Source organism: Hyunsoonleella aquatilis, from assembly GCF_014270105.1.
GTDB classification, from domain to species: Bacteria; Bacteroidota; Bacteroidia; order Flavobacteriales; family Flavobacteriaceae; genus Jejuia; species Jejuia aquatilis.
Genome location: NZ_JACNMF010000001.1, coordinates 373,680 through 387,383, shown reverse-complemented (window position 1 = coordinate 387,383; position 13,704 = coordinate 373,680). Strand labels below are relative to the sequence as shown.

The 13,704-nt window shown below is 38.9% G+C and carries 14 protein-coding genes; 1 reads left to right on the top strand and 13 read right to left on the bottom strand.

What is annotated here, in order from left to right:
* Positions 1-113: 113 nt before the first annotated feature.
* The 8 genes from H7U19_RS01665 to H7U19_RS01630 form a co-directional block, all read right to left on the bottom strand.
* Positions 114-1,016, bottom strand: a complete 903-nt coding sequence (locus H7U19_RS01665) for a geranylgeranylglycerol-phosphate geranylgeranyltransferase (RefSeq protein ID WP_186558101.1) — start codon at positions 1,014-1,016, stop codon at positions 114-116.
* Between the two features lie 70 nt (positions 1,017-1,086).
* Positions 1,087-2,016, bottom strand: a complete 930-nt coding sequence (locus H7U19_RS01660; protein WP_186558100.1) for a mevalonate kinase family protein — start codon at positions 2,014-2,016, stop codon at positions 1,087-1,089.
* Positions 2,017-2,085: 69 nt separating this feature from the next.
* On the bottom strand, positions 2,086-3,195 hold the full coding sequence (locus H7U19_RS01655; protein ID WP_186558099.1) for a diphosphomevalonate decarboxylase: 1,110 nt from the start codon (positions 3,193-3,195) through the stop codon (positions 2,086-2,088).
* A 3-nt stretch (positions 3,196-3,198) separates the two neighbouring features.
* Complete coding sequence (locus H7U19_RS01650) at positions 3,199-3,735, bottom strand: DUF1697 domain-containing protein (protein WP_186558098.1); 537 nt, start codon at positions 3,733-3,735, stop codon at positions 3,199-3,201.
* Positions 3,735-4,007, bottom strand: coding sequence for a hypothetical protein (locus H7U19_RS01645; protein ID WP_186558097.1), 273 nt, complete (start codon positions 4,005-4,007; stop codon positions 3,735-3,737). Before H7U19_RS01645 ends, H7U19_RS01650 begins: the two co-directional genes overlap by 1 nt.
* Positions 3,997-4,242 carry a hypothetical protein gene (locus tag H7U19_RS01640; RefSeq protein ID WP_186558096.1) on the bottom strand — a complete coding sequence of 82 codons (246 nt, stop codon included), beginning with the start codon at positions 4,240-4,242 and terminating at the stop codon, positions 3,997-3,999. The genes H7U19_RS01645 and H7U19_RS01640 overlap by 11 nt, the downstream gene beginning before the upstream one ends.
* Before the next feature lie 39 nt (positions 4,243-4,281).
* Positions 4,282-4,968 carry a glycerophosphodiester phosphodiesterase gene (locus tag H7U19_RS01635; RefSeq protein ID WP_186558095.1) on the bottom strand — a complete coding sequence of 229 codons (687 nt, stop codon included), beginning with the start codon at positions 4,966-4,968 and terminating at the stop codon, positions 4,282-4,284.
* Positions 4,969-4,970: 2 nt separating this feature from the next.
* On the bottom strand, positions 4,971-5,837 hold the full coding sequence (locus tag H7U19_RS01630; RefSeq protein WP_186558094.1) for an acyl-CoA thioesterase: 867 nt from the start codon (positions 5,835-5,837) through the stop codon (positions 4,971-4,973).
* Positions 5,838-5,970: 133 nt separating this feature from the next.
* Here H7U19_RS01630 and H7U19_RS01625 point away from each other — a divergent pair, with 133 nt between their 5' ends.
* Complete coding sequence (locus H7U19_RS01625; protein ID WP_186558093.1) at positions 5,971-6,765, top strand: hypothetical protein; 795 nt, start codon at positions 5,971-5,973, stop codon at positions 6,763-6,765.
* On the opposite strand, the gene trxA is transcribed toward H7U19_RS01625, so the two are convergent.
* The 5 genes from trxA to H7U19_RS01600 all read right to left on the bottom strand — a co-directional run bounded on the left by trxA (position 6,762) and on the right by H7U19_RS01600 (position 13,582).
* Positions 6,762-7,073 (bottom strand): thioredoxin, encoded by a 312-nt coding sequence (trxA, locus tag H7U19_RS01620; protein ID WP_186558092.1) that lies wholly within the window; start codon positions 7,071-7,073, stop codon positions 6,762-6,764. The genes H7U19_RS01625 and trxA overlap by 4 nt on opposite strands.
* Before the next feature lie 112 nt (positions 7,074-7,185).
* Positions 7,186-10,857, bottom strand: coding sequence for a metallophosphoesterase (locus H7U19_RS01615; RefSeq protein ID WP_186558091.1), 3,672 nt, complete (start codon positions 10,855-10,857; stop codon positions 7,186-7,188).
* Positions 10,858-10,894: 37 nt separating this feature from the next.
* Entirely contained in the window at positions 10,895-11,857 is a 963-nt protein-coding gene (locus H7U19_RS01610) for an aldo/keto reductase (RefSeq protein ID WP_186558090.1), read from the bottom strand.
* Positions 11,857-13,077 (bottom strand): bifunctional alpha/beta hydrolase/OsmC family protein, encoded by a 1,221-nt coding sequence (locus tag H7U19_RS01605; protein WP_186558089.1) that lies wholly within the window; start codon positions 13,075-13,077, stop codon positions 11,857-11,859. Before H7U19_RS01605 ends, H7U19_RS01610 begins: the two co-directional genes overlap by 1 nt.
* The gene (locus H7U19_RS01600; RefSeq protein WP_186558088.1) at positions 13,034-13,582 is read right to left on the bottom strand and encodes a peptide-methionine (S)-S-oxide reductase; all 549 of its coding nucleotides are present in this window, start codon (positions 13,580-13,582) and stop codon (positions 13,034-13,036) included. The genes H7U19_RS01605 and H7U19_RS01600 overlap by 44 nt, the downstream gene beginning before the upstream one ends.
* Between the last annotated feature and the right edge of the window lie 122 nt (positions 13,583-13,704).

The following is a 13,704-nucleotide window of genomic DNA, read 5'->3' as shown; positions in this document are numbered from 1 at the left end:
ATATCGCGTTAGGGATTGAGGCATTTGTTGAAGCTCCCCGACCTTAGGAGGGAGCGACTGCCGAAAGCCCGACCCTCCCGATAGCTATCGGGAGTGGGTAACGCCCAAATTACCTAAATACGATTTAAAATCACGCTGACATCAATCAATAAAATACTAAATACACCAGCCAGTATTATGAATTTCAATATGTTGTGCAATACCAAATATTGAATTTTGGTTTTTGATTTCCATAGGAGTAACAGAAAAATAAACAACAGAAAAATACTTAAATAGAAGAACAGGTACATGTGGCCCACTTCAAAACGGAACAATAAGAGATAGGCCGGAACAAGCGTGAGTGCCGCCAAAATGGTCAGCATTATTTTGGATGCCTTTTCGCCATAGGCTACTGGAATGGTAATATAATTTTGGGCAATATCGCCCTTGATATTTTCCAAATCCTTGGTGAGTTCGCGCATGGAAATCATAAGGAACAGGAAAATGGCATGTACAAAAATTACGGTTTCGAAATTTTTGTAGTACATAAAAATAGCGAAAAACGGCGTGATGGTTAAAATAGCCGAAGTAAGGTTGCCCACAAACGGCAATTTTTTCAACTTATGGGAATACAGCCAAATGGCAAAAATATAAACCGAAAAGAATACCACAGCCTTAAACGATACATAACTGGCCATGATGACGGCCAAAAAATTAAGAACGAAATAAAACGACAGTTTGGTGTTTTGGCTGACCAATCGGTCCAATCTGGATTTAATGGGCCGGTTGATCAAATCCTTCTCCGAATCGTAAAAATTGTTGATGATATAACCTCCGGCAATTGTTGCGGCAGAGGCGAGGACGAGCATCAACAGGTTCAAGTCGAAAACCACAGCTTTTAGTGGCTTGTCGTAAGCCAAAATGTAAATAGCCGTGAGATATTGTGCGATGACCACTACGAGTATATTGTATCCCCGCACGACGGAAAACATACTAAAAAACTTAAGCAAAATATGTTTTTGTCTTCTGGAAAGCATGGAAATAATTTTAGAGCCCTTCGACTGCGCTCAGGGGGACACTATACAGGAAATAAAGATAGTAAGAAAGTTAGAAGTTGTAAACGACTTCCAATTTGTATTTAGCCAAAGCCTTCTTAGCTTTTTCAATGTCCTCGGTAAAGCCCAGGATATAGCCTCCACCACCAGAACCACAAAGTTTCAAATAGTATTCGTTGGTTTCGATACCTTTTTTCCAAAGTTCATGAAACTGTTGCGGAATCATGGGTTTAAAATGATTCAACACAATTTTGGATAACTGCTTTGTGTTTTTGAACAGGGATTTGATATCGCCTTTAAGGAAATCGTCCACACAGGCATCGGTACGCTTGATAAACTGATTTTTCAACATACTACGGAAGCCTTCCTGCTTCATGTTTTCCATAAAAATACCCACCATCGGAGCGGTTTCGCCTATAATGCCACTGTCCAATAAAAATACGGCGCCCTTACCTTCACTTTGCTGTGCAGGAATACCAGTGGCCTCAATATTATCTTTCGAATTGATTAAAATAGGAATACTCAAATAGCTATTTAATGGGTCTAAACCAGAAGATTTCCCATGGAAAAATGATTCCATAGCAGAGAAAATGGACTTCAGCTTAAGTAACTTTTCTCTTGTTAGATTTTCAAGAACCGTAATTTTATCAAAGGCGTACTTGTCGTAAATAGCCGCTACCAAAGCACCGCTACTGCCAACGCCGTAACCTTGGGGAATGGAAGAATCAAAATACATTCCCGAATTGACATCATCTAAAAGTCTTTCGTTATCAAAACGTACCAAAGTATCGTCCATATCCTCAAGATATGTTGCAAAACGCTTTAAACTCTCGTTGGATTTCACGGCTGATTTGGACGGATTTTCATCCTTTTTCAAAGCGCCATTATAGAAACTGTAAGGAATAGATAAGCCTTTGGAATCCTTAATGATACCGTACTCTCCGAAGAGTAAAATTTTAGAGTAAAAGAGAGGTCCTTTCATAAAATGTTCATAGTTTGGAACAAATTGTTTAACAAATATACAATTTTTTTAAACAAAATTGATGCTATTTTATAATTTATTAGCCCCCAAACCAATAACGTCGCAAATATACTGTCCATTCTGACAATATGCAACTAATTCAGTTTTAATGAATTCCAATACCGATGAAAGTTCATTTTCAGGGTAAAGGACGTGTACATTTGCCCCAGCATCCAAAGTGAAACAAATTTTGGAACCTGTAGCCTTTCTGTAGGCCCAAATTTTATTGATAATCTCCAATGTATTGGGTTTCATCAAGATAAAATAGGGCATGCTTGTCATCATCATCGCGTGCAATGTCAAAGCTTCACTTTCAACTGTTGCGATAAATCTGTCCAAATCGCCATCTTTTAGAATTGAAACCATATCCGAAAGATTGGAATTGGCCTGTTCAAACCGCTTCTGAGCAAAAGGATGGCCGTGCATCAAGTTATGGCCGACTGTACTGCTTACTTGCTTTTCACCTTTATCCACCAACAAAATGGTGTTTTGATAGTTTTTGAAATTCGAGTGAACTTCATGAGGAAATTTCACTCCGAACAAATCCGAACTACCTTCAATGGCTTCATGCGCTCCCCAAAGCACCAAATCGCCTTCCAAACTTCTGCAGGCACTACCTGAGCCCAATCGCGCCAAGAAAGATGCTTTTTTAATGAAATAATCTTCTTCCATAGACCCTTCGACTGCGCTCAGGGTGACATCAGAATTTACTAACTCCTTTTCAACACTCATTAAACACAAGGCCAAGGCACTCATTCCAGATGCCGAGGAGGCAATCCCAGAGCTGTGCGGGAATGTATTTGAGGTTTCTATTTTAAAGCGATAATCCTTTAAAAACGGCAAATAGGCTTCGACCCTTTTGAAGAACGTTTCAATTTTTGGTTTAAAGTCATCCTTTTTTTCACCGTCCAAAAATACCTCAAAAGAGAACGCATCGTTATTTTCTTTTTTTGAAAAACTTAAGGATGTTATGGTTTTGCAATTGCTGAGCGTAAAACTAACGGACGGGTTTTCTGGTATCTGGTTTTTCCTTTTGCCCCAATACTTTATCAATGCGATATTGCTTGGCGATTCCCAAGTAAATTGTCCACTTTCAATACTTTTGCCATAAGGCTTTGGAATAAAATCTTGCTCCGTCATCCGTTAAATTTCAGTTGACAAAGATAATAGTTTTACCATTGTTTTATAGTTTCTGGCGGTAGCCGTAACTTTTAATTTCCGCTCGAAGAAGTTATTGCTCATCTTTGCTTTGCCATAACCTACCGAACAATAGAAATATACCGCTTTATCCGTTATTAAAAATTCCTCATTGGGATAGGACAACTTTGAAATTTCCTCAACTGCGGTTTCGTCTGCCTTGGCATACAGCATCATAAAATAACTGTTTTCTTTTTTGTCCGGCGGAAAGGGGCAGTCGTCAAAAATTTGTTGTAACTCTTCAGGTTTCAACACCAAAACAGGTACTTCAAAACCAAAATGGGATTTTATGGATTCATGGATTTTAGATTCTAATGTTTTTGTTTCTATTTCAGAAGATTGAAAAATCACATTTCCACTTTGAATATAGGTTTGCACCTGTTCCAAACCTGATTCCGATAGTAGTTTTCGAAGTTCCGCCATCGGGGTTTTCTTTTGGCCACTGACGTTGATACCTCTTAGGAGTGTGATGTAGGTTTGCATTAATAGTCTTGATTTTGCATCAAAAAACGGTACACTAAAATCCCATAAGGTTTTAGAACGTAATGAATTGAATAATTAAATCTTTCCAAAGTAATTATTCGTACGTTTTTATAACGAACCTGAAAGGCCTCTGGATACTGCAATGCTATATGCAATTGCCTATCCACATCGGTCCAGAAATCCTCTTCTTTCCCAACAAGGGTCATATAACATTTTACTTTATGGAATTCAATGCGGGCCTCCTCAGTGAACTTGATAGTTTTACCTGCCACACTGAGACTTTAAGTCATCCCAAGAAATGGTTTTTAATGTCCCCTCTTCGTCTCTTTTAATCATATCGTCCATCATCTTTTTGTACTCTTCAGAAGGTTCGCTGTAGCGCAATGCGGTATCTTCTAAAGTATATTCCAAGTAATTTTTTAAGGAGCGTTTTTGAAGTTTGGCCTGTTTTTCCAAAATCTCAATGGCTTTATCGTCCAGTTCTATTAATTTTTTCGTCTTTCCCATTATATATAAATTGTATATATCAAATATATAAAATATATATTAAATTCTATCCGGAAAATCCGAAATGATCCCATCCACCCCATAGGCATGCATCCGTTCAATATCTGCCTTATCATTCACGGTATAGGTCATTACTTGAAACCCCAAAGACTGCATCAATTGCACATTTTCTTTGGTCAACATGGTATAATCAGGATGGATAGACACGGCATTAATTGCCTGGGCAAAATCGATGGCATCTTCCAAATTTGTATCGGTTAGCACTCCTGTCATAAAAGGCTCTCCAGAATGAAATACATCTTGCAACAGTTCCTTTTGAAAGCTGGAAACGATAAAATCCCGCCATTTCCATCCATGGTTATCGACATAGTAATCCATGATTTCAACAATGGCTTCACCTGTATTTTGACCCTTCAATTCCAAATTTAAAAGTGGTCGCAAATCACCCATAAGCTGCATGACCTCATGCAAAGTTGGAATGGCATATTGCCCCATTACTTTCAGCTTTTTTAATTCTGAAAGTGACTTTTTAGAGATTTCACCGGTGCCGTCAGTTATCCTGTCCAAAGTAAAATCATGGAAAACGACCAATTCGCCTGAAGCACATTTATGGATATCGATTTCGACCCCATGAACGCCCAAATCGATAGCTTTTTGGATCGATTCCAAAGTATTTTCAGCCATATGACCTTTTGCACCTCTATGCCCTATTTTAAATGGTTCCATAATTATTTTTTCATTGGTCTCATTAAACCTTCTTGCGCTACGGAAGCAATCAACTTTCCGCTTCTTGTAAAAATATGCCCTCTGGCCAAACCTCTGGCATTGGAAGTACTTGGCGAATCCATGGAATACAATAGCCAATCCGTAAAATCAAAATCCCTAAAAAACCACATGGAATGGTCTAAACTTGCCGTCTGCGTATTGCCCCAATGTGCTTTACTGGCGTGTGGGTTTAGTGTGGCCGTTAAAATATTGTAATCCGAAATGTAGGTCAGGATTTGCTGTTTAGTTGCCAAATCCAATCCATTTACTTCGCCTTTTAACTTAAACCAGACCTGATGTTTTGGTGGCAAATCTCGAGGCTGTAATGGGTTGGAAAATGCCGTAGGTTTAAATTCTATAGGACGTTTTATTTCTAAGAATGATTTTAACCCTTTTGGCAACGCGTTGCTAAATTCAACCCGCACATCCGTCCAACTCAACAGATCTTCTGGAGGTTTTACATTTGAATCCATTTTAATCTGATGCTCATACCCTTCCTCCATTTTGTGAAAGGAGGCCGCCAAAATAAAAATAGTCCGCTCATTTTGAGAAGCCGTAACCCGTCTTACCGAAAAACTACCTCCATCCCTTATAATACCGACGGTGTATGTTATAGGCACCTTTAAATCTCCCGCTTCCAAAAAATAGGCGTGCAAGGAGTGCAATATCCTTTCATTTTTAATGGTTCTGCTCGCCGCATTAACAGCCTGAGCCAACACTTGTCCACCAAAAACAATAGGACTACCTACAGTTTCACTTACACCGTTAAACACAGTGTCGCTAATTTTCTCCAAAACAAGTAGGCCTAATAAATCATCTACAGTAGTCATATTTCACAGCTATTTGAAACTTTAAAATTATTAAATAATATACGCCCAACATCAATTTTTACCAATAGTTTATGATTTTAAATTTTTGAAACGCATTTAAAGTGATTACATTGGACAGTTCGGAATTCTATCAATGAATCAAATTAAAACATTTATCATTTGTGCTTTTGTATTTACCTCCTGCGACACGGGAAAACTAAAGGTTTTAGCAGACTTACCAAACAGTTTAAAAGAATGCTCGGCAATAGAAACAGTAGCACGTTCACGTTTGCTCTGGACGATTGAAGATTCTGGTAACAAGAACAATATTTATGGTATTGACCTAAAAGGAAAAATCATTAAGGATATTGACATCAAAGGATCGAGCAACATAGATTGGGAGGATTTAACCTCGGACAAACAGGGCAACATTTACATTGGTGATTTTGGGAATAACAGCCGTAATCGGGACGATTTTACAATTTACAAAGTTTCGGATTTGACTTCGGACAAAGCAAAAGGGGAGCGTATTAATTTCACTTTACCCAAATCCGTGAAACCTAAAGATTTTGAGGCCTTTTTCCTTTGGAATAATTTCTTCTACCTTTTCAGTAAGGATAATAAATCTTCCATGCTTTTTAAAGTTCCTAATATGGTTGGCAAACACACTGCGATTAAGATTTCTAAGCTGAAGGACAAGCATTTGAAAATCACTTCTGCCGACATTAGTGATGATGGAAAAACCGTGATATTATTGACGCATGACAAACTTTGGAAAATCACTAATTTTGAATCGGATGATTTTTTTTCGGCCGACATTGAAGAAATACAATTTGACCATAGTTCCCAAAAGGAAGGCATTTGTTTTAAGGACAATTCTTCGATTTATATCACAGACGAAAGGACCAAGGTTAAGGGTGGAAATTTATATAGTTTCAGCCTAAACTAAACAGTCGAACCGGAATGTGTCTGGATGACGTGAAGTATATCTTTCTTTTGAAGCACACCCGATTGCCTCCATTTTGGTTCACCATTGACAAACAGAAGCATTGTAGGCACACTTCTCACTTGATATTTAACTGCTAGATTGTGGTTCTTATCAATATCAATCTTTACGATTTTTACAGCATCAGCTACTTCATCTTTTACCTCTTTTAATATGGGCATCAAAGCTTGGCAAGGCCCACACCAAGTAGCGAAAAAATCTACTAAAACTACTTTTTCAGAATTTATAATGTCGTTGAAATTGCTTTTCATTTTTTATTTCTTTTACGACATTTTAGACGTAAAAACTAGGTAAACATTACTGTATAAAAATAAGACCCTGAAACAATCCCGATAGCAATCGGGACAGGGTGACAACTTCGTATCAAAACCCAAAGCCCATTCTAAAAGCAAATAACAAACCATCATCACTGTTAAAAGCTGAAACATTTAAGGTAATCATATCGGCTGCATTGGCGAAAATACCGCCACCGAAGGAGTTATTCCATTTATCAGAATCTTCTCCATCCAACCATACTCGTCCGTAATCCGCACCGCCATAAACTCCAATGTTTAATGGCAATAACCCTGTCTTTACTTTTCGAAGATTCAATCTTATATCCGTACTTTGGGCAAATGCCGAATTACCGATAAAGCGCTCATCCCTATAACCTCTTAAGCCATTGTTTCTTCCTAAACTGGCGGCCTGATAAAATTCAAAATCGTCACCCAAATTAAAATGCCCCTTCAACCTTGTGGCCAAAACCAATTGCCCACTTGGTATCAATTTATAGTCGAAAGCTAACTCGGGAATGATATAACCAAACCCCTTCGAGGTACTAACGTTATTTCTATACCCCGCATGAAGCGCAAACAACATCCCTAAAGTAGGGAATGCCTCGTTATCCGTATTGGCGTATTCATACTTAGCGTCCGCGCCATAAAAATCCTGTTGGTCAAATGTCGAATCTGGCAAAATCATTGGCATGGCAATAAATCGACCTGAGGTTTTATCCACTTCGTTGGATTCGTACGACACCGCAAAATTAAAACTGCCCCCTAATTGTCCTCGCCAAGTCAATGCCGGAGACACCTTAAAGGTCCTAAGTTTTACACGGTTATAATTTAAGTTGAACATATCGCTGTCCTCAGCATTTGGATTGATCGTCTCATTTCCAAAATCAAAGAAATTAATGGCATAGTTAGGGCTAGTAAATTTGGCGCCCAACTCTAAGTTCCAAGACCCAAAAACATTGGCAAATTCACCGTGATACCCCAAATCAAAACCATTGGTGGCAAAATAATACGCAGCAGAAAGACTGTGTTGGGAACTGAACGGATTACGCTCAAAACCGTAGTTAGTATAGGTATGCACAAAGCCTACTTTTAGTCCATCATCTGGATTTGCTCCAATAGTCGGCAAAAATTGGTTGGAACTATTTTTTAACTTCTTATAGTCGTATACATTCGTTTCATAATCATCGGTCAACTTCTTACCTCCTTTATTGGTCATGAAAGTATTTTCCTTTGATTTATGGTCATAGACTTTTAGTCGCTTTCCGTTGGTGATGTTGTACACATCGTTATTCTGCCCACCAATCAACCTTATCTTAATCAGGTTGTCCCCATCGCCAAAAACTTCGAATCGATCATCGTCATCCAAGCCATAAATCCAAATTTCTTTGGTATCGTCAAAAATATAAGTGCGACTATGGAACACATCTGCCTTTTTCCCTTTTTTAATGCGATAGGCCACCACCTTAGTCTCTCCATTTGGAAGCCGTTCAATATCAAACCAATCATCTTTATTGGTACCTTTTATCACACCGTACTTATTCACATGAGCATAATAGGTGTCTGATATTTTTTTAAGATTAGCCCGTCGTCCTATCAATTTTCGTTTGATATCTTTAATCGTGTTTTGATCTACTTCCGGTGGAAAGAATTTAAAAGCTTCATCAATAACCTCGTCGGTTATATTTTCAACAATTCGTTTTGCTTGGGCATCCCACACCTCCTTTCCCGATTGATTTATCAAAGCCATATCCAAGGGATAGGGCTCCAAATTGAACCATTTTGGACTCTTTAACTCCTCCTTATAGCTTCGCAATAATCTTAAAGCCGGAACTATTTTAGTCGCGACTCCAAGCAATGCGCCGTCCGCCATTATGGAGTAAGCTTGGTCGCGATCCCTGGGTACTGGACGGTATACTTTTTTGCCATCAATTTTGAATTCTGCCCAACGCCATTGGTCCTCATGACGGTCCCAATCGCCAATAAGCATATCAAACAGCCGTGCTCGGATATATGCTTCTTCATCCAGGACAAAATCCTCATCCTTATTTAGCTTTTTTAGGACATCATCCGTACTTATCAACTTATTGGAAAACCCGAAACTAGCCTTATCGCCATGTCCGGAATCGGTGCGTTCTTCTATCATATAAAGTGCATCGCCAAACTCATCAGCAAAATGCCCCAAAGCATTCTGTTTTGGCACATAATACAATACTGGATTTGTGTGATACACCTCAACGGCATCTGCCAAAGTTCCCACTGTGAATGGCGCATAAGGGTGAGAGCCTGTAAATACATCCAAAAGTAAATTTTCGGTGTACGTATCATTAAATTGGCCCTCAATATATTGGTCTTTAAACGCTACTGCTTGTATATATTGAATAGCGTTTTTACGAAGTGCACGCATCACATATTGCCGCCCTTTTTTGTCTTCCAAACGCAAGGACATGGACTGATGCCCACCACCTTTTCTAATCACTTTTAAACCGCCAAACAAGGTATCCAAATCCACCGTTGGTGCTTTTACTTTTGTGCTAAAATCCTTCCGGTAGCGGTCTCCCCAAAAGAATTGATACAACCCGCCTTTTGTGGTTTCCTCTTCTGTATAAATTGATGCTGTTTTACTTTCTGGATAGGATGAAGGGTATGTTGTAAATACTTTTTTATCATCCGGTTTTAGCACTTGGGTTTGAAATACAACTTTATTATCAGTATAAAACCGCACATGGGACGAGCCATCCTTAAAAACGTCCAGTCGCGCGTAGCCCATGGCACCATAAGAAAATTGTCCACCACCAACATTACGCGTAGGGTTTGCTTTAGAACCCGAACCACTTACGATTTGAGGTAGATTATCCTCAACGATGTACTGCAAATTATGGTCGTGGCCCGACACAAAAATGGTCTTGTCATTTTCCTGAGCCAGGGTAACCAAGTGTTTCTTGAATTCGTTATAACGTTTGTTTTGGTCATCAACGGTTGCAACACCGCCAGTTTTTCTTATGAAATTTTTCAAAGTCCCCAAAACTGGGAGAGGCGTCAGATGGCTTCCGAAGGAATACTGTCCACCATGGGAACCATTGGTAAACATTGGATGATGCACCGCAACAATTGTAGTTTTTCCTCTTGCCTTTTTTATTTCGCCTTCCAGTTCATCAAAAAACTTCGTCCTCGTTTTTATTTCGCAATCGTCATTAATGGTTGGTTGTTTATCCCAATTGGTCATGTACCACTCTGAATCCACCAGAATTAAAACTATATTTTTACCGATGTTTACCCTTTCAATAGGGCAACCATTTTCAGGCAGAAATGTATTCTTCCCTAAGGCATCTTCAATGTACTTTTCTTGACGTTTCAACCCTTTGAGGCCGTTGCTGTACCAATCGTGATTACCCGGAATAAAAACGGTTTCGCCATTAAAATTCTCGACAGCATTAATTTGCGCATTCAATTGCTTTTCGGCTGATGCGCGACCTTCTTCCCCTTTTTTTGGCATCCCTTTCGGATAAATATTATCGCCCAAAAATATAGCGGTACTATTTACCGAAGCCTTATTTAATTCAGCTTTAAAATTGGCAATAGTTTGAGAAGATTCTGCATCCCCAGCAAGTCCTGCATCGCCGATTAAATAAAAGGAATGTGCTATGGTTTTTTCCGGAAATGCAACATGTGCATTTGTATCCTTGCGCTGAGGCTTATAGGTTGCACAGGCATGCAAAACGAAAATTACAATGACTAAAAGTGTGAGTTTTTTAAACTTCATACGTAAATGGATTAACGTTTAAAGATAAGCATTTGGTTTAATTCCATGCTAGCAAGTCCCGCTCTTTCCAATAGAGTTCCGGAGCAATTCTCTGGTTTCCCAACACCTCCAACTCATTTTTGGAAAAACTAAAATCATTGGCTTTTACATTTTCCTTGAGTTGTTTTTTATTTGAGGCACCGCTCAACACATAAGTCGGTTTCAAACTATCCATTACAAAACGAAGCGCTAAAGCGTCTATCCCTACCCCGTATTTTTCAGATAGTTCATTTAAAACGGCATAAGAGTATTTGTAATGTCCAAAATTTTCGTTTGGAAACACCCGACCATTAGCCAAAGCTTCTTTAACAATAACGGACTTTCCCTGGGATAGCACTGTATTTAAAATCCGAAATGCGTCTTGCTCAAAGACATTATAGGTCACCTGAAAACTATCAAAAAGCGGTTCGTTTTCAACTTTTATTTTTAATGCCGCACTAACGATCTCCTTTTGGTTAGCCCCACTTGCGGTGATACCAATTTTTAAATTTGTCGTCCTTTTTATGTGATGCAATTGATTTAAAACCGCCTGATTTTCAAGGATGCCACTTTCAAAGGTTGCAGAATGCACTTGGTAATATTTTAAACGTGGCAAAAGTTGTTTGGACACGTCCCATTGCTCCGTCAATTTTTCCAATGAATGTTCTTTAACTTCGTGTTTGCCATCAAAACCCAATTCCCAGTTTGCCATATAAGTATAGCCCCATTTGGTACCAAGAATCACATTTTGATGATTTCTTGATGCGTTCCATTCCTGTAAAAACGCCTCGCCTTTTCCGTACGACGGCGCAGTATCAAAATAGCTAATCCCCAGATTGTACGCTTCGTCCAAAACGGAAAACGTGTTTTCCTTAAAGGCTTTTTCAGATTTATCCAAACTCTTGTTTTCCCTTATGTTGATGTATTCAGGTCGCCCCAGCGCCGCCAAGCCTAATCCTATTTTTGTGGTATTGTTGCCCATTAATCTATCATTTCGGTTTCTATTATAATTTCAGATTGCAAGGTACGATGTACTGGGCATTTTGAAGCAATTTCTTGAAGTTTCATTTTTTGGGTATCGTCCAAATTACCAATAAATTTTAAACGTTTTTGGAGATGGTCCATTCGTTTAGGTTCGTCCAAATCCAACATCAAATCATCGCTGTGCTTTTTGGAATATGTGATGTAAGCATATACTTCTTTCAGATCCCACTGCTTGCGTTGGGCATACATTTTTAGTGTCATAACCGTACAAGATGCTAATGCAGCGCTTAAAAAATCGTATGGCGAGGGGCCAAAATCATCACCTCCGATACTTTCGGGCTCGTCGGCAATAAAACTGTGTTTTTTGGTTTGAATTGATGTGGTAAAATTATCTTCCACTAAATTCAAATGCGCCACCAATTGCTCACCATTTGTATCCAACATTGTATTGTCCCGAGGCTCAAAATACCGATCGGCCCAAGTGCCAATAACATTACCTACATAGTTGCTGTCTTTTGAATTCGACAATAAATGGTCGGCATCGTCCAAACTCACAAAACTCTTAGGGTGATGGGCGTTATGATACAAATCGTGTGCATTATTTATCCCAACAGTTTTATCGAAAGGGGCGTGCATAATCAACAAAGGTTTACGCAGATTTTTGGTGATTTTGGGCAAGTCAATTTTATCAAAATCTTTAATAAATTCTCGATTAATTTTGAACGGTCTCCCTCCAATATTCACCTCAACTTCGCCTTTTTGCTTGACTTCATCAATACCATGAGAAAACAAATGCGTTACATGGTTTACAGTTGAAGGCGCTCCAATCGTTGCAACAGCTTTAACGTTTTCCAATTTTGAAGCCGCAACAATAACTGCGGCGCCACCCAATGAGTGCCCCACCAACAATCCCGGTGCTTTATAATGTTCCTTGATATAATCATTCACCGCAATTAGATCGTCCACATTGGCGGAAAAGTAGCTTTCAGCAAATTCGCCTTCACTTCTTCCCAAGCCCGTAAAATCGAAACGCACTACGCCAAATCCGTGAGAGGTCAACGAACGGCTGATATTCTTTACGGCCGATAAATTACTGGTGCAGGTAAAACAATGCGCAAAAATGGCAAAATAATGCGGTATTTGGTCGGCCGGCAACTCTAGATAAGCCTGTAAGTTATGACCTTTGGTGTTTGGTATAGATAGTCTTTCGCGATTCATCTTTCAAATGCTTTAATTTATTCTTATTTGTATATTTTGAAAACTTGTTCAGTAGTATTTGTAGTTTTGGGTTGATAAAACTTTCACAAAAAGGTTTTTTAGGATTGCTGAAATAATAGTTTTGAATTTGCTTGCGCGACGCTTTAAATTTATCGAAAGTTAATATTTGGGTAATTAATTTGTGCTGAAATTGGGATTGTAGCATTTCTAAAATTAAAATTGCTTCCAATTTTTGCTCTTCTGAAAACGTATAAATGGCAGAGCGATATTTAGGTCGCATAGAATGATTTGAAGTACTTTTATGGGTATGTATATGAATCTCGACAAGCACATTCAATGAGATTTCAGCCTCATCAAAGTGTACAATAACCGCCTCGGAAAAACTGTGATCCGCCCCCGTGGAAGCCGCAAAACCCTGTTCAACCTTTGACACACCTTTCAAAGATTGGAATACGGCTTCCGTACACCAATGGCAACCGCCTCCGAAAACTATTTTTTGTTTCATGCATTTGAGTTTTATTTTTAAGTGTCCCTCCTAACAAGGAGGGATTCAGGGAGGTGTAAATCAATTTCAAAAAACTTCACTAATCCTAAAAACACACCCCTTTCTCCCCTTACTTCGACAAG

Excerpts from the sequence above, each read along its gene's own strand:
- trxA (WP_186558092.1), bottom strand. The coding sequence starts at position 7,073 with ATGAAAAGCAATTTCAACGACATTATAAATTCTGAAAAAGTAGTTTTA.
- H7U19_RS01640 (WP_186558096.1), bottom strand. The coding sequence starts at position 4,242 with ATGGGAAAGACGAAAAAATTAATAGAACTGGACGATAAAGCCATTGAG.
- H7U19_RS01615 (WP_186558091.1), bottom strand. The coding sequence starts at position 10,857 with ATGAAGTTTAAAAAACTCACACTTTTAGTCATTGTAATTTTCGTTTTG.
- H7U19_RS01660 (WP_186558100.1), bottom strand. The coding sequence starts at position 2,016 with ATGAAAGGACCTCTCTTTTACTCTAAAATTTTACTCTTCGGAGAGTAC.
- H7U19_RS01610 (WP_186558090.1), bottom strand. The coding sequence starts at position 11,857 with ATGGGCAACAATACCACAAAAATAGGATTAGGCTTGGCGGCGCTGGGG.
- H7U19_RS01635 (WP_186558095.1), bottom strand. The coding sequence starts at position 4,968 with ATGGAACCATTTAAAATAGGGCATAGAGGTGCAAAAGGTCATATGGCT.
- H7U19_RS01600 (WP_186558088.1), bottom strand. The coding sequence starts at position 13,582 with ATGAAACAAAAAATAGTTTTCGGAGGCGGTTGCCATTGGTGTACGGAA.
- H7U19_RS01650 (WP_186558098.1), bottom strand. The coding sequence starts at position 3,735 with ATGCAAACCTACATCACACTCCTAAGAGGTATCAACGTCAGTGGCCAA.
- H7U19_RS01630 (WP_186558094.1), bottom strand. The coding sequence starts at position 5,837 with ATGACTACTGTAGATGATTTATTAGGCCTACTTGTTTTGGAGAAAATT.
- H7U19_RS01605 (WP_186558089.1), bottom strand. The coding sequence starts at position 13,077 with ATGAATCGCGAAAGACTATCTATACCAAACACCAAAGGTCATAACTTA.
- H7U19_RS01655 (WP_186558099.1), bottom strand. The coding sequence starts at position 3,195 with ATGACGGAGCAAGATTTTATTCCAAAGCCTTATGGCAAAAGTATTGAA.
- H7U19_RS01625 (WP_186558093.1), top strand. The coding sequence starts at position 5,971 with ATGAATCAAATTAAAACATTTATCATTTGTGCTTTTGTATTTACCTCC.
- H7U19_RS01665 (WP_186558101.1), bottom strand. The coding sequence starts at position 1,016 with ATGCTTTCCAGAAGACAAAAACATATTTTGCTTAAGTTTTTTAGTATG.